Genomic DNA, 22,466 nt, shown 5'->3' on the forward strand with positions numbered 1-22,466 from the left:
AGGGGTCGGGAAACCGTCTCAGACGACGGTAAGGTCTTTTGCGGTCAGTGTGAGCAGCTCTGGCCCCTGCTCACGAACAACGAGCGTGTCCTCGATCCGTACACCTCCGCGCCCGGAGAAGTACACGCCCGGCTCGACGGTCACCGCCGCGCCGGAAAGAAGTGTACCGGTGCCGAGCTTGCCGATCCCCGGTGCTTCGTGGATTTCGAGGCCCACACCGTGGCCGAGGCCATGCAGGAACAACTCGCCGTAGCCTGCATCGTCGATCACCGCACGGGCAGCGGCGTCGACTGCCGCGCATTCGACACCCGGAGCGAGAGCGTCGCAACCGGCAGCTTGCGAACGCGCGACGAGCTCGTAAATCTCCCGTTGCCAATCGGAAACGGACTCGAGCACGTAGGTCCGGGTCATGTCGGAGTGATACCCGCCGACCTGAGCTCCGAAGTCGAGTTTGACGAAGTCTCCCAACGCAAGAATCGCGCCGGTCGGCCGGTGATGGGGAATTGCCGAGTTGGCACCGGCAGCCACGATCGTCTCGAAGGAGATACCGTCTGCGCCGTTGTCGAGCATCAGGTTTTCCAGCTCGCGGCCGACCTCTCGTTCCGTTCGGCCAGGTCGCAGGCCACCGCGAGCGATCAACTGCGCCAACGCGACATCGGCTGCGGTGCACGCGGCGCGCAACAACTCCACCTCGTGCTCGTCCTTGACCATGCGCAATTGTTCGACAAGTCCGCTCACCGGTTCGAACCTGATCTTCGGCGCTGCCTCGGTCCATGCCCGATGTTCGGCGAATGTCGCCACATGAGACTCGAACGCGAGAACGGGCACCGTGGACGTCTCGATCAAGTGCGCAGCACTCGAACGGGCGATTTCGGCACGAAGGTCCGGCACCTGCTCCGCCACCTGCGTCACGTAGCGACCGTCGGTGCAGATCACCGTCGCGCGCTCGTCGGACGCTGAATCGGACGCACTGACGACGAGCGCCGCATTCGAACCGGTGAATCCGGTGAGGTATCTGATGTTGAGGAGATCTGTGACGAGAATCGCGTCGAGTTCGCGCTCCGCGAGGAGGCGTCTGAGGGATTCACGGCGTGTTCTGAAGTCGACCGGCATCCCTCGAACCTACCGCCCGCGCAGACCTGCCGATCAACTCGAAACTCACGGTTACAGCAATAAGTGTGGGTTAGGCCACAAGGTGTAATGGGTTCTAGTTAGGCTGTACCCATGAACGCGTGGTTGGTACGTGGCCTCGGCATGGCCCTGATACATGTTGTGTTTCGTGCGTTGCTCGGTGCAGCAATCGCACAGTGGCCACTTCAGGGGTCCACCCTGCGCTGGCTGTCCCTGTTGATCGTCATCGTCTTCGCCGCGATCTGGGGTGGTATCGACGGCATTCGTGACCGCCGAGACTTCCCCGAACCCGAAGACGGCGCCGACCTGACCATGCTGTGGCTCAAGGCTGCACTCGTCGGCGGATTCGTCGCCGGCGCTGCCAGCTGGGCACTCAGCCTGGTCCCCTCCCTCGAGCTGACCCAGCAGGGCTTGTTCTTCGAGGTGACCTCTGGTGCGGCGTTCACGATCCTTCTCATCTTCGTCCCCGCCATGGTCGCCATCACCGTCGGACGCTTCTTCGTCAGCCGTGAACAGCGCAAGAACGGAACAGCTCCGCAGACCCCGACCCACGAGCGTCATCGCGAACCAGTACCTGTCAGCGAGGGCTACGACTCCCCCACCGAGCAGCACGCATACAGCGGAGCCGCCATGTCCGTCGAGGAATCCGACGCCGATACCGCGGTCTTCCCGGCGATCGATCTGGGCAAGCGCGAGCAGTAACGCCACCGTCTACACAACCGAATGCGGCCCCGAGGAAATTTTCCTCGGGGCCGCATTCGTGTGGCTGTACTTTCGACTTCGCTTCGGTCAGCCCCGCTCGGCGAGGAACCTGATCGCCAGCGGATACGCGGCGACGCCGAGTCCGACGATCACACCGGTCGCGATCGGGCTCAGGTAGGAATGGTGCCGAAACTCTTCCCGCGCATGAACGTTCGAAATGTGCACCTCGACCAGTCCGGTGGTCAGTTCGGCACACGCATCGCGCAGGACCACCGATGTGTGGGTCAAGCCACCGGCGTTGAGAATCACCGGTTCCCCCGCGTCGGCTGCGTCGTGGATCCAGCCGAGCAGATCACCTTCGTGATCGCTCTGACGAACGATCACCTCGACGCCGAGATCCTTGCCCGCCGCGACACACAATTCGATCAGATCGTCGTGTGTAGTCGCCCCGTAGACCTCGGGCTGACGCTTACCCAGACGCCCCAGATTGGGTCCGTTGACGACGTTGATCCTCACAACAGAACCGTTCCGCCGGCCGGCCTCGGATCGCGGGCAATCGCGGAGTACGCCGCGACCAACAAGCTCGGATCCGGTCCTTCGAGGCGGCCCGGCTTGGCCAGTCCGTCGAGGACCACGAAACGAAGCAGCCCGGCACGGTTCTTCTTGTCGGTCTGCATTCCCTTGAGCAGGTCACCGAACGCGTCACCGTCGTACGACGTCGGCAGGCCGACGAGGTCGAGGATCGACTTGTGACGATCCGCGGTGGCGTCGTCGAGTCGACCGGCGAGCCGTCCGAGTTCGGCTGCGAAGACCAGGCCGACGGAGACAGCGGCACCGTGGCGCCACTTGTACCGCTCACGACGTTCGATCGCGTGGCCGAGCGTGTGGCCGTAATTCAGGATTTCGCGCAGATCTGATTCGCGCAGATCCGCGGCCACGACCTTGGCCTTGACCTCGACGGAACGCCGAATCAGCTCGGGCAGAACAGTTCCCGACGGATCGAGAGCCGCTTTGGGATCGGCTTCGATCAGGTCCAAGATCACCGGGTCGGCAATGAATCCGGTCTTGATGACCTCGGCCATGCCGGCAACGATCTCGTTGTGCGGCACCGTCTCGAGCGTCGCGAGATCGATGAACACCGCTCCGGGTTCGTGGAACGAACCGACGAGGTTCTTGCCCGCTTCGGTGTTGATACCGGTTTTGCCGCCCACCGCTGCGTCGACCATCGCGAGCAACGTGGTCGGCACGTGGACAACCTTGACGCCGCGCATCCAGGTGGCTGCCACGAAGCCGGTGAGGTCGGTCGCCGCTCCCCCGCCCAAACTCATGATCGCGTCGCTGCGAGTCAGACCGATCCGGCCGAGTACGTCCCAGCAGAAGCCGGCGACGGCAAGATCTTTACCGTCTTCGGCGTCGGGAATTTCGATACGGTGAGCGTCGATTCCCTTCTCCGCCAACGCAGCCCGTACTGCCTCCGCTGTCTCTGCGAGCGGCGGCTGATGGAAGATCGCGACAGTGCGCGCGCCGTCGAACTCGGCAACAAGATCGCCGAGCAGGCCGCGGCCGATCACGACCGGGTAGGGACTTGCGGTCTTCACCTCTACACGTACGGGTTCGGTCACTGCTCCACTACTCCGCTCCGGTTGTTCATTTGTCTTGAAGTTTCGACACCAATTGCCCGACGACACGCGCCGGACTGCGGCCGTCGGTCCGAATCCGAATAGTGGCCGAACGCCGGTACAAGGGACGACGGCGCCTCATCAGCTCCTGGTACTTGACCTTGGGATCTCCACCGGCCAGCAGCGGACGATGATTGTTCGCCCCCGTGCGGCGAAGCCCTTCGGCGACACTGATCTCCAGGTAGATGACCGTGTGTCCCTGAAGCAACTCGCGGGTGCGATCGGAGAGGATCGCACCACCGCCGAGCGAGACGATTCCGTCGGTGGCCTGCAACGCGTCGCGGACCACCGCTTCCTCGATCTCACGAAACCGAGGCTCTCCGTCGTGGGTGAAGATCTCCGGAATGGTCCTACCCGTGGTCCGTTCGATCTCGGCGTCTGTATCGACCAATTCGAGTTCGAGGGCCTGCGCAAGGCGTCGACCGATGGTCGATTTGCCGGCGCCGGGCGGACCGATGAGTACAGCCTTCGGCTTCATCGATACGTGAGTCCTATCGAGGCGGTCGGGCTGCGATGCCCTCGGCGTAACGACGGTAGTTGGCAGTGGTTTCAGCAATGGAATCACCACCGAACTTTTCGAGTGCGGCCTGAGCGACGACAAGTGCAACCATCGACTCGGCGACGACGCCGGCGGCCGGAACCGCGCACACGTCACTGCGCTGGTGGATGGCCACGGCCTCTTCGCCGCTCTCCATGTCGACCGTCGCCAGAGCGCGCGGAACCGTCGAGATCGGCTTCATCGCGGCGCGAACTCGCAGAGCCTCACCGTTGGTCATGCCGCCTTCGATACCGCCTGCGCGGTTGGTGGAGCGCACGATGCCGTCCGGGCCCGGACGGATTTCGTCGTGAGCCTCGCTGCCACGACGACGCGCGGTTTCGAAACCGTCACCGACCTCGACACCCTTGATGGCCTGAATTCCCATGAGGGCAGCGGCAAGTCGCGAATCAAGGCGCTCGGCGCCACTGACGAAAGTGCCGAGTCCGACCGGCAGGCCGTGGATGACGACCTCGACGACGCCGCCGAGGGTGTCGCCGTCCTTCTTGGCCGATTCGATTTCGGCGATCATCGACTCTTCGGCGGCCTTGTCGAATGCGCGGACCGGGCTCGCGTCGATCGCGTCCAGATCCTTGCCCTCCGGCACGGGACCGACGTAAGGCTCGGAAGCACCGATGGAAATGACGTGTGAGACGACCTCGGCACCGAATACCTGACGCAGGAACGACCGTGCAACGGTTCCGGCGGCTACCCGAGCTGCGGTCTCGCGAGCGCTGGCGCGCTCGAGGACGGGACGCGCGTCGTTGAAGCCGTACTTGAGCATGCCGCTGTAATCGGCGTGACCGGGACGCGGGCGCGTCAGCGGGGCATTGCGAGCCTGATCGGCCAGCAGGTCCGGGTCGACCGGGTCGGCGGACATGATGGTTTCCCACTTGGGCCACTCGGTGTTGCCGATTTCGATGGCCACGGGGCCACCGAGCGTAAATCCGTGGCGGACACCGCCGATGATGGTGACCTTGTCGGCCTCGAACTTCATCCGCGCGCCACGGCCGTAACCGAGTCGACGACGGGCAAGTTCGGACGAGATGGCCTCAGAGGTCACTTCGACCCCCGCGACCATGCCCTCGAGCATCGCGACGAGGGCGGGACCATGGGATTCTCCGGCAGTTATCCAACGCAGCACGCCGACCATCTTTCCACGTCGCAGACCTCAGTTGTCACAGTGGCCCTCCAGGTGAACACAGATGGCCCACACACATGATGCGTGTGGGCCATCTCAGCAGTACCTGTGGGTCTAGAGAAGGCGGAATCCTCCACCGTTGGCGTTGATGTCAGCCAATCCGATGTTGATGTCCGCCGAGTTGTCGGGAGCATGGAACGGCGGCGGGAGCGGCTCGAAGCAGTACGGCGCAAAACCGTTGCTGATCAAGCCCACCAGGCGATCGCCGACGACGAGTGGTCCACCGGAGTCACCGGGAATCGAGCACGTGTGCTCGACGATCTCTCCGTAGACGGAGTCGTAGCCCCAGGTGATACCGCACGTGTTGCCGGTCGAACGGCCTTCCTTGCACACGATCGTGCCCGGTGCAGGCGGGGCGCCGATACCGTTGATCGTCGTTCCGCCGACGGTACGCAGCGGAGCGACCTTTGCGTCGTCGAGATCGATGACGGCGATGTCCGAGACCGGACTCGAGTAGGTGAATCGGCCGATAGGACCAGCTTCGGGCAGGTATTCGGCGAACACCCGGTCCCCGACAACTCCGCAGTGTCCGGCGGTGAGTGCCACGAGCGAACCGGCGTTGTCATAGCCGACCGCGGTCAACGTGCACGCCGCAACTCGGTCGGGATCGGAGTGATCCACGTCCGGCAGCAGGATTCCTGAGCCCCCGCCCAGAGCCACCGAAGATGGTGCAGGCGCGGCGCCGGCGACGCCTGCCCCTGCAGCCACAGCCGCCAAACAGGCTGCCGCAGCGACGAAAAGCCTTGTGCGCATAGGTTCCCCCGATAATCGAGTGCGAAACGAGATTCGTTTTGTCCCATTTCCGAAACCACAGTGAACGACAGTGTGGGGACATTCGGCAAGTCCGACGCGCCGCATACTGGGACTGCGCGCTTACGATACCCGAACAAATGAAACCGACGGTTACGTCTTTCCTGCAGATCACGATCCGTCGTTGAATCCTCAATGACGCGAGCCTTCATCGTGAACGTTGCGCTCGTCACGTCCACCAGGCAAACGCAATCGAACCGCATGCTGCCAGGCACATCGAGGGTCCGTGCGCGATGGGCGAATTGTGGGCTACCGGGCCGGAATTTCGACGTTCGAGTCTTCGTCGAAGTTCGAGCACGATACCCAGGGCTGCGGTCAGTACCGACGCGGAGGCCAACGACCACAGCCAGGCGTCCGCTCCCACCAATCCGGTCAGTCCACCCAGCGGAAGAGAGAGCTTCACATCGCCGAGACCCATGGAACGAGGCGACATCACGTGCGCCAGGAGGTGGATTCCGGCGAGCAGTACCGATCCCATCGCGGCTGCCCACACCGTTCCCGACACCGTCGCGTAGACCATCACGACTGCGTGACCCGGCAAGGTGAAACTGTTGGGCAGCCGGCGCACAGCCAGGTCGACAGTCGAGATCGCAATGCACCACCACACCACAGCGAGACCTGAAATTAGCTGCACCACTGAAGTATTCAGCACACCGACGACAACCCAACCTGTTGCGACGGCGCACTGCGGCGCACACCAGCGAGTCGTGACTGGTCGATAACCGTGTCGCCGCAACCAACTGTCGGCGATCGCCCGAGCGCAGGCACCTGCGACGACCCCAGCGCCTGCCAAGACCACCATTGTCCACATGGTTTCGAGCATGGGGTCTGGCGTTCACCAGCGGCAGACTACGAATCGTCTTGTGGACTACCTGGGCCCTGTGAACAGAGCTAGGCGATAGCGGCTGCCATGGCCTCTCGCGGAGCGGGCTTGCCCGTGAACTGCTCGACCTGTCCGAAGGCCTGATTGAGCAACATCTCGAGGCCACCGATCACCGTGCCACCAGCCGCCTCGACAGCCGAAGCGAGTGGCGTCGGCCAGGGGTTGTAGATCGCGTCGAGGACAAACCGCGCCTTCCCCAATTGCTGGGCGGAGGGCGTTGCCGCATCTGCGGGAACAGTACTGACCAAGACCGAGGATTCGGCGCAGATCCCACCGAGCCGTGCGTCGTCGAACGTAACCAGATCAACGTCCAACCCGACAGCGCCACCACATTCGATGGCACCGGATGCGCGTCCCGGATCACGTGCGACCACGGTGACTGCCCGAACTCCCATGTCGGCCAACGCGACCAGTGCCGGCCGCGCGGTGCCGCCCGCGCCGACAACTACCGCCGAACTCCCGCTCAGATCGCCGACACCGCCGGCGATCAGGGCACCACTGACTCCGTCGACGTCCGTGCAGTCGGCACGCCAACCGCCGTCGATGCGAACCAAGGTGTTGGCCGAGCCGATGGTCACCGCCCGCGGTGTGCGTTCGGTGGCGTACTCGAGTGCCGCGATCTTGCCGGGCATCGTCACGGAGAGTCCGACCCATTCGGGGCCGAGTGAATCCACGAGGGCAGGCAACTGCTCGCCGGTGCACTCGATCCTCTCGTAGGTCCAATCGCTCAGGCCCAAAGCCTCGTACGCCGCAAGGTGCAGCAACGGCGACTTCGAGTGAGCAATCGGACTTCCGAGAACAGCTGCCTTACGCGGCGTCTCGAGTGTTGCCGCGGTACTACCGTCCACTGTCGAGAATCCCACTTTGCTGTGCCAGTTCGATGTTGGCGAGATGCTCTTCGTAACTCTTGGTGAAGAGCGTCTGGCCTTCCTTGTTGATCGTGACGAAGTACAACCAGTCACCGTCTGCCGGGGATTCCACGGCCTTGAGAGCGTCGATGCTCGGCGAAGCGATGGGCGTCGCGGGCAGGCCGGGCATCGCGTACGTGTTCCAGGGAGTGACGCGCTCACGGTCGGCATCCGTGGTGGCGACCTCGGTGGTGTCGAGTGAGTAGTTGACCGTGGAGTCGAATTGCAACGGCTGATCGACTGCGAGTCGGTTGACGATCACTCGCGCGACCTTGGCCATGTCGCCAGGCAATGCCTCACGCTCGACCAACGACGCTGCCACCAACAACTGGTACGGCGACATTCCGACGCCGCTTCCGGCTGTCAGAATCCCGGTGGCCTCGTACTTGGCGGCACTGCCCTCGACCAACGCACGCAAGATCTCGGTGGGCGTCGCAGTCGGGTCGAAATCCCAACTGCTGGCGGCGATCAAACCTTCCAGCTGACGATCCTTGTCCGGCACGCTCTTGACCGAAGACATGGCCCAGTCCGGGACGCCGAGCGAAGCCAGATCGGAAGATGCTCCCGCAGTGTTCAATTCATCTGTCGATACGCATTTCTGAGCGGAAACCGGGCCGACACAACTCGCCTCGGAAATGAGGTTGTAGATGCCCTTCTTGAGCGAGCCCGTCTGCGCATCCGAACTGTCGTGCAGCTGACGCCCCTCGGCGATGACAACACTGCCGACGCGGGAGTCCGGGGCAACCAAGGTGTCGAGTGCGCTCGCGGCGCTACTCTGCACCGGCACCTGGTAGAAGCCGGGTTGCACCTTCTGGATCTCCGACGGATTGGCGATCGCCGCGTTGTAGAAAGCAGCGGAACTCGCGACGACGTTCTTCGCCTCGAGCGTCGCACCGATTTCCGATGCGGTTTCTCCACTGTTGATCTGGATGACCACGGGTGCGCCGCCGGGGCCGGCAAAATCCTCTGCGGCCTTGTTGCGATCCATGTACCAGAGTGCGCCGTATGCACCGACACCGAGGACTGCGATCACCAACACCAGTAGGGCGAGAACACCGACCTTCTTGCCTCGCTTGGCGCGCTTGTTGCGCGCTTCGCGTTGCTTGCGTGCCTCGGCTCGCGACATGTGCGGCGGATCGATGTTCTGCGGCAGCGCACGCATGACCATTGTCTCGTCGTTGTCGAAGTCGAACGAACTGGTGGGCCGGCTTCCGCCGCCCTCATCCCACCGCGCGTTCACAGATCGCCCTCCAGTGCAGCGTCCTTCGACGACTCCCCTGGTTTCACAGCTCTACTCCGCTCGTCCAGCCAGCCTTGCAGGATTTCCACCGCCGCAGCCTGATCGATCATCGGCCGCTGACCGCGTGCCTTGACTCCACTTTCGCGGAGATTGCGCGCAGCCGTGACAGTCGTCAGTCGTTCGTCGGACAGTCTCACCGGGATCGGTTCGACGGCCCGCTGCAGTCGTTTGGCGAATGCAGTCGCGATACCGGCGGCTTTACCTTGCTCACCGCGCAGCGTCTGTGGCAGTCCGACGATAACCTCCACGGCCTCGTATTCGGACACGATGTCGATAATGCGCCGGATATCCGGCGCGTCGGGCCCACGCTCCTTCGAGCGTGGAACCGTTTCCACCGGTGTCGCGAGGATGCCGTCGGGGTCGCTGGACGCGACGCCGATGCGAACACTGCCGACGTCGACGGCGATGCGCCGCCCGCGACCAGGGTCGTCGATGCCGGGGCGATCGGGACCCTGCTGCGTAGCCACCACCGTCAGCTGCCGCCCGCCAGCTCTCCGACTCTGTCCCGGATCGCATCGAGCGCCGCCGGGATTCCTGCGGAGTCCGAACCCGAGCCCTGGGCCATGTCGGGCTTTCCGCCGCCGCGGCCGCCGATCTTGGGTCCGAACGACGCGACCAGTTCGCCGGCCTTCACACCGAGACCTTGAGCTGCCTTGCTCGAGGCGACCACGAACGGAACCTTGCCGTCGACGTCACCGAGGAGCGCTACGACGGCAGGTTCGGAGCCGAGGCGACCCTTGATGTCCGTGACGAGGCTGCGCAGATCGTTTCCACCGACTCCCGCAGGAGCCGGTTCGGCGATCACCAGGACGCTGCCGATGCGCTTGGCCTTGGCGACGTACTCGCCTGCCGACGCCAGCACAGCTTTGGCCTTGGTCTGCTCGAGTTCCTTCTCGGCCACCTTGAGCCGCTCGACGAGTGCCTCGACTCGAGCAGGCACCTCTTCCGAAGGAACCTTCAGTGAGGAGGACAGTCCGGCCAGAAGCGCGCGCTCCTTGGCGAGGTAGCGGTACGAATCCAAACCGACGTACGCCTCGACGCGTCGGATTCCGGAGCCGACCGACTGCTCACCGAGCAGCGTGACCTGACCGATCTGAGCGGAGCTCCCGACGTGAGTACCGCCGCACAGTTCCATCGAGAACGGGCCGCCGATTTCGACGACGCGAACCTCGTCTCCGTAGTTCTCGCCGAAGAGTGCCATCGCACCCATCGACTTGGCCTTGTCGAGATCCGTGACGAAGGTGTTGACCGCGTAGTTCGACGCCACGGCTTCGTTGGTGAGGGCTTCGATGTCCTGCTTCTGGGACTCGGACAGCGCGCCCTGCCAGGAGAAGTCGAAGCGGAGGTAACCCGGCTTGTTGAGCGAGCCGGCCTGCACCGCGTTGGGGCCGAGCACCTGACGCAGCGCAGCGTGCACCATGTGGGTACCGGAGTGCCCCTGGGTTGCGCCCTTGCGCCACTCGGCATCGACGTGTGCGAGGACGACGTCACCCTCGGTGATCTCGCCCTTCTTGACCGTCACCTTGTGCGTCCAGACCTTCTTGGCGATCTTCTGCACGTCGTTGACCTTGGCCTCGAGGCCCGGAGCGGTGAGCGAACCGATGTCGGCGATCTGTCCACCGGACTCTGCGTAGAGCGGGCTTCGGTCGAGGATGACCTCGACGTCCTGGCCGGCCTTCGCCACCGGCACGCGGACGCCGTCGACGATCAACGCGAGAACGTGAGCCTCGGAGACGAGTTCGTCGAAACCGGTGAACTCGGTGGCGCCTCGATCGAGCAGTTCCTTGTAGACCGTGAGGTCGGCGTGAGCGTGCTTACGAGCCTGCGCGTCGTCCTTGGCGCGCTTGCGCTGCTCGGCCATGAGCGAGCGGAAACCGTCTTCGTCGACGGTGAGACCGGCCTCGGACGCCATTTCGAGCGTGAGGTCGATCGGGAAGCCGTAGGTGTCGTGCAGTGCAAACGCCTGATCGCCGGCGATGACCGACTTTCCGGACGACTTGACCGACTCGGCAGCATTTTCGAAGAGTGCCGATCCCGAGGCCAGCGTCTTGAGGAACGCGGTCTCCTCACCGACGGCAACGTTCTCGATGCGCGTGAAGTCGGTTTCCAGAACCGGGTACGACGGCGCCATCGTGTCGCGGACGACGATCATGAACTCGCGCATGGTGGGCTGCTCGCTGCCGAGCAGTTTGGCCGAGCGCACGATACGACGCAGCAACCGACGCAGGACGTACCCGCGGCCGTAGTTGCCGGGGTTCACACCGTCGGCGATCAACATCGCGGCGGTGCGTGCATGGTCGGCGATGACGCGGAAACGGACGTCTGAAGTGTGGTCGGTCCCGTAGACACTGCCGGTCAGTTCGGCGGCCTTGTCGATGACGGGGCGGAGAAGATCTGTCTCGTAGACGTTTTCGACACCCTGCAGGAGGAACGCGACGCGCTCGACGCCCATGCCGGTGTCGATGTTCTTCTTCGGCAACGGTCCGAGGATCGGGTAGTCGCCTTTGTTGGTGCCCTCGCCGCGCTCGTTCTGCATGAACACGAGATTCCAGATCTCGATGTAGCGGTCCTCGTCGGCTTCCGGGCCGCCTTCTACGCCGTACTCGGAGCCGCGATCGTAGAAGATCTCCGAGCAGGGACCACAAGGTCCTGGGATGCCCATGGACCAGTAGTTGTCCTTCATGCCGCGGCGCTGGATACGCTCTTCGGGCAGTCCGACCTCGTCGCGCCAGATCGCAAATGCTTCGTCGTCGTCAAGATAGACGGTGGCCCACAGGCGGGTGGGATCGATGCCGTATCCGCCGTCCTCGACCGAACCCGTCAGCAACTGCCAGGCGTGGGAGATGGCTTCCTTCTTGAAGTAGTCACCGAAGGAGAAGTTGCCCGCCATCTGGAAGAAGGTGTTGTGGCGGGTGGTGATGCCGACTTCTTCGATGTCCAGGGTGCGGACGCACTTCTGCACGGACGTCGCGCGCGAGTAGGACGGCGTCTGCTGCCCGAGGAAGAACGGCACGAACGGAACCATGCCCGCGTTGACGAACAGAAGGTTCGGGTCGTCGAGAATCAGCGAGGCGCTGGGCACCTCGGTGTGGCCGGCCTTGACGAAGTGGTCGAGGAATCGCCTGCGGATCTCGTGGGTTTGCACTAACCGGTCCTTACCTTCAAGAGCGTCGAGCTATGGGTGTCCAGACTAACGCGTCGACCGGTGGAACCTGGCAGGCGTCAGCCACGAACTATTCGGCGGAGTTTGCTCACCCGATCGGCGATCTCTCGCTCGTTGCCGTGCGCGGTGGGCTGGTAGTAGTCGACACCCACCAGATCGTCCGGCGGATACTGTTGCCGCAGAACACCATCACGTGTGTCGTGCGGGTACTTGTAACCGACTGCGTTTCCCAATTGCTCGGCGCCTTTGTAGTGCCCGTCGCGCAGATGCGGCGGTACGAGTCCGGATTTTCCGGCGGCCACGTCGGCCATGGCAGCGCCGAGAGCGGCGATGACCGCACCCGATTTGGGAGCTGTCGCCAGATGAATGGTGGCTTGTGCCAGAGCAAGACGCGCCTCGGGCATGCCGATCAGCTGCACTGCCTGCGCGGCGGCGGTCGCAGTCTGCAGAGCTGTCGGATCGGCCATGCCGATGTCTTCGCTGGCGTGAACGACCAGACGCCGTGCGATGAATCGAGGGTCTTCGCCCGCGGTCAGCATCCGTGCGAGGTAGTGCAGCGCGGCGTCGACGTCGGAGCCGCGAATGCTCTTGATGAATGCGCTGATGACGTCGTAGTGCTGATCTCCGGCACGGTCGTACCGAACCGCAGCCTTGTCGACGCTGGCCTCGACGGTCGCGAGGTCGAGCACCACCGGACCCGGCGCGTCACCTGCAGTGTCCAGTGCGGCCCCGGCAGCGGCCTCGAGTGCCGTCAGGGCTCGGCGTGCATCGCCGGAAGCCAGACGGACGAGGTGTTCCATCGCGTCGTCGTCGATCGTGATCGCTCCCCCGAACCCTCGCTCGTCCGCGACCGCACGCTCGAGCAGTTCCTGGACATCGGCAGCGGTGAGCGATTGCAGTTGCAGGACCAACGAGCGCGACAACAGCGCGGAGACGACGGAGAACGACGGGTTCTCGGTGGTCGCGCCGACCAAGAGAACGATCCGGTTCTCGACTGCGGCGAGCAAGGCGTCCTGCTGGGTTTTGGAGAAACGATGAACCTCGTCGATGAACAAAACGGTCTGTTCGCCGTTCAGCAGGCGACGGCGCGCGAGTTCGATGACACCGCGGACCTCCTTGACACCCGCGGACAGGGCAGACAAGGCCTCGAACCGACGGCCGGTTGCACCCGAGATCAACGATGCAAGCGTGGTCTTGCCGGTGCCGGGAGGTCCGTACAGAAGCACCGATGCGGCGCCGGATCCCTCGACCATTCTGCGCAGTGGCGCGCCGGGCCCGAGTAAGTGCTGTTGCCCGACAACCTCACCAAGAGTGAGCGGGCGCATGCGGACAGCCAGAGGAGCACCGGGCGGCACCGAGGACAAAGCGCGCTCGGCTACCGACACGACATCTGGTTCGTCGATCTCGGACTCTTCCGGTGTTGCCTCGAAGAGGCCGTCTTCCGCCACCGTGCTGTCTTCCGCTTGCCAATCGCTCACGAATCGACGCTACTAGAGACCACCGACGCCTGACACAATCCGCTGTTCCGCCAGCCCTCACCCCGCTGGGAATCAGCATTGGATAGCGTTGTCGCCATGAGCACCTCCGAGATCGCCACCGTCCTCGCGTGGCACGATGCACTCAACTCCCAAGACATCGACACACTGCTGCAGTTGTCGAGTGACGACATCGAGGTCGGCGGCCCCAAGGGCGCGAGCCAGGGACTCGCTGCCCTGCGCGAGTGGGCCACCAACGCCGGCATCACACTCGTCCCCGGAAAGATGTACGTCCACCACGGCGTGGTCGTCGTCGAACAGACTGCAACGTGGGCGGCCGAACCGGACAAGTCCGCAACTGTGGCCTCGGCGTTCCGGGTCGTGGCGGATCAGGTCACGTCGACGTTCCGGCATCCTGATCTGGCGACGGCGCTCGCAGCGACGGACCTGTCCGAGAGCGATCTGGTCTCCGACAACTGAGCGGACCTCGACAAAGAAAGGGCGCTCGTGCTGCGTGCACGGGCGCCCGTCTGCATGTGGTCAGAGACTCAACTGAACTCGGTGCGCAACGCCGCCACGACCTCGCGGGCGTGTGACTCGACGGCGTCGTTGCCGGCGAGCTGCGCCGACCGTGCGAGCCTGGCCCAGCGTCCCACCAGTGCGTCGGCGCGCGGGATCGAGAGATAGTGCTCTCGGACCGCAGCGATACGTGAATGGTCTTCGGGCAGGTACAGGTAGGTGCTGAGCCAGACCCAGATGAGTTGGGCTTCGACGATCCTGCGTCCCAACTCGGCCTCGTCGGCCAGGGCGGGCCACATCCCGACGACCTCGGCCCGCCAGGCATCCACCATCGCAGACGCCCGCTCTTCGGTCAGGTCGATGTTGCACAGGCAACCGGGGAACGACACCAGCGCGTACGTGATGTCGAGGAGGGCGTCGCGGTAGCCGCCCCACTCGTAGTCCAGGAACTGCACGCCGTCGTCGTTGACGATGATGTTGTCCGGGCACAGGTCCGACGGACTGAATGCGCGGAACCGGCCGCCACTGAACAGCGTTTGTGCATGCTGGACCTGCTCGAGAATGTCCGAACTCACATCTATGCCGAGATTTTGCACCAGCATGGTGGGAACGCCGGCCACGGCGCGTCCCACCTGATCCGCTACTTCGTCGGAGCAATGGGCGACCTCGGCGCGACGCAGCAGCGCGGTGAAGTCGTCCTCACGACCGACGGTCGCGGCGTGCATGCGGCCCATGGCCTGCGCCATGGCCATCAACGTGTGCGTGACGGTGTCCGGGTCGGAGTCTTCGAGACGGACGCTGATGGCGGTGGCGTCGCCGAGATCACTCAGGATCAGGAGACGAGCGTCGAGGTCGGACGCCAACAGTTCCGCGCCGGGGCGAGCGTCCTTGGCAAGCGCGTTGGCGAACTGATACGACACCGCTTCACGGAGGAAGGCGGTTTCGACGTCGAAGTCGCCCTCGGATGCGGCGGGGAGCGCAATCGCCGTCTTGGTAGCTCCCTGGAAGTTGTCGCGGACCTGCTTGATCACCAGTGTGCGAGGCAACGAGAACGGATTCTCGGCGACACGGACGCGCAGCACGACGGTGCGGCCACTCCCCCCGAGATCGACTGGATCCACCAGGGTTACGGGTGCCCCTGTGCGGCGTGTCAGCAACTGCTCAGCAGCTGCGACGACTTCGGAAACGGGGTCTGCCAGTAATGCGGTCATCACCGACCAACTTACCCGTTAGTGACTCCGATCATGCCCAGCTCATCCGCGCAGGCTCGTAAATCCGAGGGCTCACAACGACAGAAATAGGCTCCCACGTGCGGTGATGACGAAAGTCCCTAATCGCCACATCGGCACACAGTTCTCACGAGAATTTTTCTACTCGTGAGCAGAACTCCGCAAATACAACCTCACGCCGATTTGTCCGCGTCGTCGTCCTCGTCGACAAATCGAGAAATGCCCTTCAACGCTGCTTCGAATTCCTCGTCGGCCCGCGTTCTGACCCAGAGAACGAGTACACAGGCGATGACTATCCCGAGCAGGTTGACCGCCAGTTGCAGAGACGACAATCCGGCGATCCGCCACTCCCCGTTCGCTGCCGCAACCACGGCGAAACCAGCGGCGGGAACTGTGGTGACCGAGATGAACACCCCGACCAAGGCGGCGGACTTCGATGAGACGAGCGCCAGCATTCCGGCCGCGCCGGCGAGGAGGGCGACGACAAAGGAAATTGGCCCGACCTTGTAGACGAAATCGACCTCGTGGAGTGATTCGAGACTGACGACGTCCATCCATCCGAAGAACTTCACCACGAACGTGGCAGCAAGAGTCACGCCCATCGCGATGGGGAATCCGACGGCGAGCGCAAGAATCGAGCGTCGGCGCAACCGTCGGTCGCGCCGCACCAGTGCCACCGCAAGGGCCGCCAGCGGCCCGAACTCGGGGCCGACGACCATTGCGCCCACGATCGTGATCTGTGAGTCGGTGACAACGCCGATTGCGGCAAGAAGGCACGCGATCGTCAGGAACGCGACGAACAATCCGTTGAGAGTTGATTCTTCCCGAGTGCGGGACAGCAATTCCTCCCACACGACGGAATCCGCTGGATCACCAGGCACGTCACGCTCGGCTTTGCGCGCCGCCGCCGACAACACCGTCTCGACCGGTACGAGCGTCATTCCGCCGTCCTCGGCGACGCCGAGTTCGTTCAGGGCATCGACGACGTCGTTGGCCGCTTCACGGGCGACGTCGGCCTCCACCATGTCACCGGCAGGATGAACTGCGACATCACGTAATACGACGATGTGTGTCGCGCCCCGCTGCGACGCGAGCGCACCGAGAACTTGCTCGGTGCGCTCGGTCGGGCAGATCACCCGCAAATGCAGCATGGCGATCCGGTGTCGGCTCTACTTGGCTTCGCCGGTGTCGCCTTCGGACTTCTTGTCCTCTGACTTCTTCTCCTCGGACTTCTTCTCGGGCTTCGCGTCGATACCCGACTCCTTGCGCTGCTGAGCCGAGATCGGTGCCGGCGCATCCGTCAGCGGGTCGACGCCGCCGCCGGACTTCGGGAACGCGATGACCTCACGGATGGAATCCATGCCGGCGAGGAGCGCGGTGATGCGGTCCCAGCCGAATGCAATTCCGCCGTGCGGAGGCGCGCCGAAGGCGAAGGCGTCGAGGAGGAAGCCGAACTGCTCCTGCGCCTCTTCCTCGGAGATACCCATCACCTTGAACACTCGTTCCTGAATGTCCTTGCGGTGGATACGAATACTGCCGCCGCCGATCTCGTTGCCGTTGCAGACGATGTCGTATGCGTAGGCGAGAGCGGAATCCGGATCGGTGTCGAAGGTGTCGAAGAACTCCGGCTTCGGCGAGGTGAACGCGTGGTGCACGGCCGTCCAGGCGGAGTGGCCCAGCGCAACGTCACCGGAAGCAGTGGCATCGGCAGTCGGCTCGAACATCGGAGCGTCGACGATCCACACGAAAGCCCACGCGTCGGGATCGATGAGGTCCTTCTTACGTGCGATCTCACCACGGGCTGCGCCGAGGAGCGCGCGCGTCGACTTCGTCGCACCGGCTCCGAAGAAGATGCAGTCACCAGGCTGAGCTCCGACATGAGCCGCAAGGCCCTCACGTTCGGCGTCGGTCAGGTTCTTGGCGACGGGGCCGCCGAGGGTGCCGTCTTCGCCGACCAACACATACGCCAGACCCTTGGAGCCGCGCTGCTTGGCCCATTCCTGCCAAGCATCGAGCTGCTTGCGCGGCTGGCTTGCACCACCGGGCATCACGACGGCGCCGACGTACTCGGCCTGGAACACGCGGAACGTCGTGTCCTTGAAGAACTCGGCGCACTCGACCAGTTCGATACCGAAACGGAGGTCGGGCTTGTCGCTGCCGTAACGACGCATTGCCTCGTTGTAGGTCATGCGGTCGATCGGCGTCTTGATCTCGTGGCCGACCAGCTTCCACAGCGCCGTGAGGATTTCCTCGGCGAGCAGGATGATGTCGTCCTGGTTGACGAATGCCATCTCGATGTCGAGCTGGGTGAACTCCGGCTGACGATCGGCGCGGAAATCCTCGTCGCGGTAGCAACGCGCGATCTGGTAGTAGCGCTCGATGCCGCCGACCATGAGGAGCTGCTTGAACAGCTGCGGGCTCTGCGGCAGTGCGTAGAAGCTACCGGGCTGAAGGCGTGACGGAACGAGGAAGTCACGGGCGCCCTCTGGCGTCGAGCGCGTGAGCGTCGGAGTTTCGACCTCGACGAACTCGTGGTGCGAGAGAACGCCGCGCGCTGCAGCACTTACCTTGGAGCGCAAGCGAATTGCGGAGCCGGGGCCCTCACGACGCAAATCGAGGTAACGATACTTCAGGCGTGCTTCTTCGCCGACCTGATCGTCGAGCTGGAACGGCAGCGGTGCGCTTTCGTTGAGAACCTCGAGTTCTGTGGCGTTGACCTCGATTGCTCCCGTGGGGATCTCGAAGTTCTGGTTGCCCTCGGGGCGAACCTCGACCGTTCCGGTCACGCGGACGCAGTATTCCGCGCGCAGACGGTGCGCCTGCTCGGCCACGTCACCTGCCCGGAAAACTACCTGCGCAACTCCGGATGCGTCACGGAGATCGATGAAGATCACTCCGCCGTGATCACGACGCCTGGCTACCCAACCGGTGAGCGTTACGGTCTGCTCTGCCTGCTCGGGTCGCAATGAACCGGCGAGATGTGTGCGCAGCACGGGATTCCTTTCGAACTACTTCCAATAACCGACGACCGACTACTTTGCCTGCGATCCTACGGAGCGAACTGCGCAGAGCGGAAACGCGGACCCGCATCGCATGCGAAGCTATCTCCAGAAGTGACGGCAAGCACTGGTTCCCGACAGCAGAAAGCGGACATAGATGACCTTCAACGAGGGGGCTCGCGGTGAAGCGGGACGCGTTCAGGTTCAAGGCGGCGGGGGCGGGGGTGGCCGGGGCGGCAAAATCGCGATCGGCGGTGGCGCGGGCGGCATCATCGTCCTGATCTTGGCGCTGCTGTTCGGTGGCGATCCCGGCTCACTTCTGGGCACGTCGACAGAGACTTCGAATTCGTCGACAGGACTGTCCTCGGTAGACGAGTGCACCGGCGCTCAGGCAAACGCCGATGTGAACTGCCGCGTAACTCTGACCGTCGGAAGCCTCGACGATGTCTGGGAACAGCAATTGGTCAAGCAGACCGGTACGGCGTACGTCCGACCCGAGGTCATCTTGTTCAGCGGTTCGGTCAACACCGGGTGCGGACAGGCGTCGAGTGATGTCGGTCCGTTCTACTGCCCGGCCGACCAGACGGCGTACTTCGACACGAGTTTCTTCCAACTGCTCGTCGACCGTTTCGGTTCCAGCGCAGGGCCGCTCGCGCAGGAGTACGTGGTCGCGCACGAGTTCGGTCATCACATCCAGAATCAGCTCGGTGACATCGGCCGAGCGCAAGCCGACCCGCAGGGTGAGGAGTCCGGCGCGGTCCGCACGGAACTCCAGGCAGATTGCTACGCCGGCGTCTGGGCGCATTTCGCGGACACGATTCCCGACGAGGCAACCGGCCAACCTTTCCTGAAGCCCCTGTCGAAGAACGACATTCGCGACGCACTGTCGGCGGCCTCGTCGGTGGGTGACGACCGCATCCAGAAGTCCACGACCGGTCGGGTCAATCCCGAAGGATGGACACACGGATCGTCCGCGCAACGTCAGGCGTGGTTCGCAACTGGATATCAAACAGGCCAGGTCTCCTCGTGTGACACCTACTCGGCGAGGGATCTGAACAACCCACCCGACCTGAAGCAGTAGAGAACCCCGAAACCATCCCGCTGACAATTTTTTCTGTCTTGACAGAATTTATTGTCGGTGGGATGGTTTTCTCATGTTGGAAGTAGCGGTCATCGATCGCCCCGCTGCCGCGGAGGCATCGCTCGACCCGATACGGCAACGGATTCTGGCCGAATTGGCGGTGCCGGGATCGGCATCCTCGCTGGCGCCTCGGGTGGGACTGACACGCCAGAAGGTGAACTACCACTTACGCACTCTCGAAGAGCACGGACTTGTCGAACTCGTCGAGGAACGCAAGCGGGGCAACATGACCGAGCGCATCATGCAGGCCAGCGCCGCGTCGTACGTCATCTCCCCCGCCGCCATGTCTGCGCTTGCCCCGGACCCGAGCCGGTTCCCGGATCAGCTCTCGGCGCGCTGGCTCGTCACTCTTGCGGCACGGATCGTCCGAGAAGTCGGCGAGCTGATCGCAGGGGCGACTGCGGCCGGAAAACCGTTGGCGTCCTTTGCCATCGACAGCGACATCACCTTTGCGACTGCATCCGACCGCGCTGCATTCGCCGGTGAACTCGGCGAGTCGATCAACTCACTCGTCGCCAAGTATCACGGCGGCAATTCCGAGGGCGGACGCAAACACCGCCTCGTTGTCGCCCTGCATCCCAGCCTCACCACACCCCCTGTCAACACACCCCAGGCAATCGACGCGCCCGAAACGGAGAAGTAACAATGTCCGAGAAATTCGAAATCCGCCGCGAGGTGGTCGTACCCGGAACTCCCGAGCAGATCTGGGCCGCCATCTCGGCCGAAACGGCCGGCTGGATGTTTCCCTCACCTCTCGAGATCCCCGCCGACGGCAGCCGCCCGGGCAGCCCCATCATCGCGACCTGGGATCCGCCCACCGAACTTGCCATCCACATGCAAGGCCCTGACGGCTGGTTCAACAACCTCGAATACGTTGTCGAAGCACGCGACGAGAGCACCGCGGTTGTCCGCTACGTCCACGCCGGAGTGTTTGCCGAGGACTGGGACAACCAGTACGACGGAGCGAGCAAGCACACCGACTTCTACCTTCACAGTCTCGGCCAGTACGTGCAGTACTTTGCCGGTAGGCCCACCACGTACGTCTCGGCCGAGGGTCCGGAGGCCTCCAGCGCGCCGGACGCCATAATTACACTTCGCGGCGCACTTGGAATCACCCGAGACACCGCCGTCGGCGACACGGTAACGGTGAATGTGCCCGGAATCGGGACCATCGAAGCAATCGTCGATTACGTCAACGACTGGTTCATCGGCTTGCGCACCGAGAACGCCTTGCTTCGGTTCTACGGCCGAAACGCTTTCGGCGGCAACGTCGACGCGGCCCATCACCTCTTCGCCGCGGATGCGGATGGTGACGCAGCGACGGCAGCGTGGCAGGCCTGGCTCACCGGCGTGTTCGCCTGAGTCGTCACACTCCCCGCTCTGCTGACACACGACCGTTGTCGATCGCGGTCAGCAGAGCGGCGTGATCTCGAGCGTTGCGTTTGGCGTAGGCAGCCGCGAACTCCCCGATCGCGAAATCGAATTCGGTTCCGTCACCGAGATATTCGGCGATCGCTATCCGGTCGGACGAGCGAGCATGCGCGTAGGCGAGGACCCTGGCGCACAGGCGCCCGTAGAGTTCCAAACCCTCCGGCACCATCTCCTCGATGACTGCCGACCCTTTACCGTCACGCAGTTGGCGAATGTAGAAATCGTGCTCGCCCTCGTCGAGCCCCGGCCCTCGTTCCCAGCCGAGAAAAATGTCGCTCGTCGCTTGCATCAATCGTTGCCCGTTGACGACGCGTTCCCCTTCGTTCTTGAAGGTCGGGCCGTCGACGTAGCCGGACAGCACCGAGGGCTGCGCCTCCTTGACCTGCAGAATCAACGGATCGTCGTCGTCGACGCCTTTCATGAGGATCATCCACGCGCGTGTTCCGACGCTTCCCACGCCCACGACTTTCCTGGCGATGTGCGTCATCTCGAAGGCGTCGAGGAGAACGCGTCGATCCCACTGCAGTGTGTCGCGATACGACCGGACGCGTTGACGCAACAGGTCCTCGATCTGCGTGAGATCGGTCCCGACGAACAACTCGTTTGCGGGCACGATCAAGGGCGGATCACTGATGAATTGCCGCCGGCCGTCGACGATTTCGGTGAACTTGCCTGCCGCCTGCACACTGTCGCGGCGGCGAGCCTTGTCCAGCGTCGCTTGTGTACGAATGAGCATGCGCTTCTTCAGGTCGATCTGGAGGGCCTCGAGCCCGTCCTCGGGTGCGATGTGCGAGTACCAGACTGCAAGATTTCCCAATCCTGCCTGGGTGATCATGGTTTCCCGATACTCGGCCGCGCATCCGCGAACGATCTTCTTTCGCTCCTTGCCCGAAAATCCGTTGTCCTTCGCGGCGATCGCCAAGCTTGCTGCCAGTCGCTTGACGTCCCATTCGAACGGGCCCGGGTAGGTTTCGTCGAAATCGTTGATGTCGAACGCCAACTTCCGCTCCGGCGTTGCGTAGATCCCGAAATTGCTCAGATGTGCGTCACCGCAGAGTTGGCTGGCAAGGCCCGAATCCGGGCTGCGCGACAAATCGTCGGCCATCACCAGCGCAGCACCCCGAAAGAACGAGAATCGCGACGCCGACATCCGCCCGTAGCGAATGGGTACCAGGTCCTGGACCCGGGATTTCGCCTGCACTTCCAGTAGCGAAATCGGGTCGCGGTCGCTGTCCGCGAGATCCGCGAGCGCCGCCAGCGGGGTGTCTCTACGCGCCTGGCGGCCGCGGGCCCGCCGCTCGTCTACAGAGAGATGTTCGGTGCGCACTGCTGTCATCTGCCCGACCTTTCACTCGCAACG

The 22,466-nt window shown here is 63.6% G+C and carries 21 protein-coding genes; 5 read left to right on the forward strand and 16 right to left on the reverse strand.

Annotation, left to right across the window (positions count from 1 at the left end):
- Positions 1 to 18: 18 nt before the first annotated feature.
- The gene (locus ACFWAD_RS13115) at positions 19 to 1,113 is read right to left on the reverse strand and encodes a M24 family metallopeptidase (protein WP_378544366.1); all 1,095 of its coding nucleotides are present in this window, start codon (positions 1,111 to 1,113) and stop codon (positions 19 to 21) included.
- 111 nt (positions 1,114 to 1,224) lie between these two features.
- Between ACFWAD_RS13115 and ACFWAD_RS13120 the strand changes: the two genes are divergently transcribed.
- The gene (locus ACFWAD_RS13120) at positions 1,225 to 1,833 is read left to right on the forward strand and encodes a B-4DMT family transporter (RefSeq protein ID WP_230815534.1); all 609 of its coding nucleotides are present in this window, start codon (positions 1,225 to 1,227) and stop codon (positions 1,831 to 1,833) included.
- An 87-nt stretch (positions 1,834 to 1,920) separates the two neighbouring features.
- Here the strand turns inward: ACFWAD_RS13120 and aroQ are convergent, their stop codons facing one another.
- The 11 genes from aroQ to ACFWAD_RS13175 form a co-directional block, all read right to left on the reverse strand.
- Positions 1,921 to 2,349, reverse strand: coding sequence for a type II 3-dehydroquinate dehydratase (aroQ, locus tag ACFWAD_RS13125; RefSeq protein ID WP_378544369.1), 429 nt, complete (start codon positions 2,347 to 2,349; stop codon positions 1,921 to 1,923).
- On the reverse strand, positions 2,346 to 3,455 hold the full coding sequence (gene aroB / locus ACFWAD_RS13130) for a 3-dehydroquinate synthase (protein WP_283304619.1): 1,110 nt from the start codon (positions 3,453 to 3,455) through the stop codon (positions 2,346 to 2,348). Before aroB ends, aroQ begins: the two co-directional genes overlap by 4 nt.
- Positions 3,456 to 3,480: 25 nt before the next feature.
- Positions 3,481 to 3,990, reverse strand: a complete 510-nt coding sequence (locus ACFWAD_RS13135; RefSeq protein WP_230815531.1) for a shikimate kinase — start codon at positions 3,988 to 3,990, stop codon at positions 3,481 to 3,483.
- Positions 3,991 to 4,003: 13 nt separating this feature from the next.
- Positions 4,004 to 5,191, reverse strand: a complete 1,188-nt coding sequence (gene aroC / locus ACFWAD_RS13140; protein ID WP_003944974.1) for a chorismate synthase — start codon at positions 5,189 to 5,191, stop codon at positions 4,004 to 4,006.
- 111 nt (positions 5,192 to 5,302) lie between these two features.
- Positions 5,303 to 6,001, reverse strand: coding sequence for a S1 family peptidase (locus ACFWAD_RS13145; protein WP_378445936.1), 699 nt, complete (start codon positions 5,999 to 6,001; stop codon positions 5,303 to 5,305).
- A 226-nt stretch (positions 6,002 to 6,227) separates the two neighbouring features.
- Complete coding sequence (locus ACFWAD_RS13150; protein WP_378544372.1) at positions 6,228 to 6,860, reverse strand: prepilin peptidase; 633 nt, start codon at positions 6,858 to 6,860, stop codon at positions 6,228 to 6,230.
- 89 nt (positions 6,861 to 6,949) lie between these two features.
- The gene (locus ACFWAD_RS13155; RefSeq protein WP_378544375.1) at positions 6,950 to 7,789 is read right to left on the reverse strand and encodes a shikimate dehydrogenase; all 840 of its coding nucleotides are present in this window, start codon (positions 7,787 to 7,789) and stop codon (positions 6,950 to 6,952) included.
- On the reverse strand, positions 7,779 to 9,089 hold the full coding sequence (gene mltG / locus ACFWAD_RS13160; protein WP_378533172.1) for an endolytic transglycosylase MltG: 1,311 nt from the start codon (positions 9,087 to 9,089) through the stop codon (positions 7,779 to 7,781). Before mltG ends, ACFWAD_RS13155 begins: the two co-directional genes overlap by 11 nt.
- Entirely contained in the window at positions 9,086 to 9,619 is a 534-nt protein-coding gene (gene ruvX / locus ACFWAD_RS13165) for a Holliday junction resolvase RuvX (RefSeq protein WP_378544378.1), read from the reverse strand. The genes mltG and ruvX overlap by 4 nt, the downstream gene beginning before the upstream one ends.
- 2 nt (positions 9,620 to 9,621) lie before the next feature.
- Positions 9,622 to 12,294, reverse strand: coding sequence for an alanine--tRNA ligase (alaS, locus tag ACFWAD_RS13170; protein ID WP_378445931.1), 2,673 nt, complete (start codon positions 12,292 to 12,294; stop codon positions 9,622 to 9,624).
- 77 nt (positions 12,295 to 12,371) lie between these two features.
- On the reverse strand, positions 12,372 to 13,715 hold the full coding sequence (locus tag ACFWAD_RS13175) for a replication-associated recombination protein A (protein ID WP_378446117.1): 1,344 nt from the start codon (positions 13,713 to 13,715) through the stop codon (positions 12,372 to 12,374).
- Positions 13,716 to 13,886: 171 nt separating this feature from the next.
- On the opposite strand from ACFWAD_RS13175, the gene ACFWAD_RS13180 reads away from it, so the two are divergent.
- Entirely contained in the window at positions 13,887 to 14,267 is a 381-nt protein-coding gene (locus tag ACFWAD_RS13180) for a nuclear transport factor 2 family protein (RefSeq protein ID WP_378445930.1), read from the forward strand.
- A gap of 68 nt (positions 14,268 to 14,335) precedes the next feature.
- Here ACFWAD_RS13180 and ACFWAD_RS13185 read toward each other — a convergent pair whose 3' ends face one another.
- From ACFWAD_RS13185 to aspS, 3 genes are all read right to left on the reverse strand, one after another.
- Positions 14,336 to 15,517, reverse strand: a complete 1,182-nt coding sequence (locus ACFWAD_RS13185; protein WP_378544381.1) for a kinase — start codon at positions 15,515 to 15,517, stop codon at positions 14,336 to 14,338.
- A gap of 191 nt (positions 15,518 to 15,708) precedes the next feature.
- Positions 15,709 to 16,686 (reverse strand): DUF389 domain-containing protein, encoded by a 978-nt coding sequence (locus ACFWAD_RS13190; RefSeq protein WP_378533177.1) that lies wholly within the window; start codon positions 16,684 to 16,686, stop codon positions 15,709 to 15,711.
- Positions 16,687 to 16,704: 18 nt separating this feature from the next.
- Positions 16,705 to 18,528 carry an aspartate--tRNA ligase gene (gene aspS / locus ACFWAD_RS13195; RefSeq protein WP_378533179.1) on the reverse strand — a complete coding sequence of 608 codons (1,824 nt, stop codon included), beginning with the start codon at positions 18,526 to 18,528 and terminating at the stop codon, positions 16,705 to 16,707.
- 163 nt (positions 18,529 to 18,691) lie between these two features.
- On the opposite strand from aspS, the gene ACFWAD_RS13200 reads away from it, so the two are divergent.
- The 3 genes from ACFWAD_RS13200 (at position 18,692) to ACFWAD_RS13210 (ending at position 21,037) form a co-directional block, all read left to right on the forward strand.
- Positions 18,692 to 19,615: a neutral zinc metallopeptidase gene (locus ACFWAD_RS13200; protein ID WP_378544384.1), complete on the forward strand. Its 924-nt coding sequence runs from the start codon at positions 18,692 to 18,694 to the stop codon at positions 19,613 to 19,615.
- A 73-nt stretch (positions 19,616 to 19,688) separates the two neighbouring features.
- The gene (locus tag ACFWAD_RS13205; protein ID WP_378533183.1) at positions 19,689 to 20,318 is read left to right on the forward strand and encodes an ArsR/SmtB family transcription factor; all 630 of its coding nucleotides are present in this window, start codon (positions 19,689 to 19,691) and stop codon (positions 20,316 to 20,318) included.
- A 2-nt stretch (positions 20,319 to 20,320) separates the two neighbouring features.
- Positions 20,321 to 21,037, forward strand: a complete 717-nt coding sequence (locus ACFWAD_RS13210) for an SRPBCC domain-containing protein (protein ID WP_378544387.1) — start codon at positions 20,321 to 20,323, stop codon at positions 21,035 to 21,037.
- Between the two features lie 4 nt (positions 21,038 to 21,041).
- Here the strand turns inward: ACFWAD_RS13210 and ACFWAD_RS13215 are convergent, their stop codons facing one another.
- On the reverse strand, positions 21,042 to 22,442 hold the full coding sequence (locus ACFWAD_RS13215; protein WP_378544390.1) for a DUF2252 domain-containing protein: 1,401 nt from the start codon (positions 22,440 to 22,442) through the stop codon (positions 21,042 to 21,044).
- Positions 22,443 to 22,466: the final 24 nt, after the last annotated feature.

The organism is Rhodococcus sp. NPDC059969 (assembly GCF_042738325.1).
Classification (GTDB): Bacteria; Actinomycetota; Actinomycetes; order Mycobacteriales; family Mycobacteriaceae; genus Rhodococcus_F.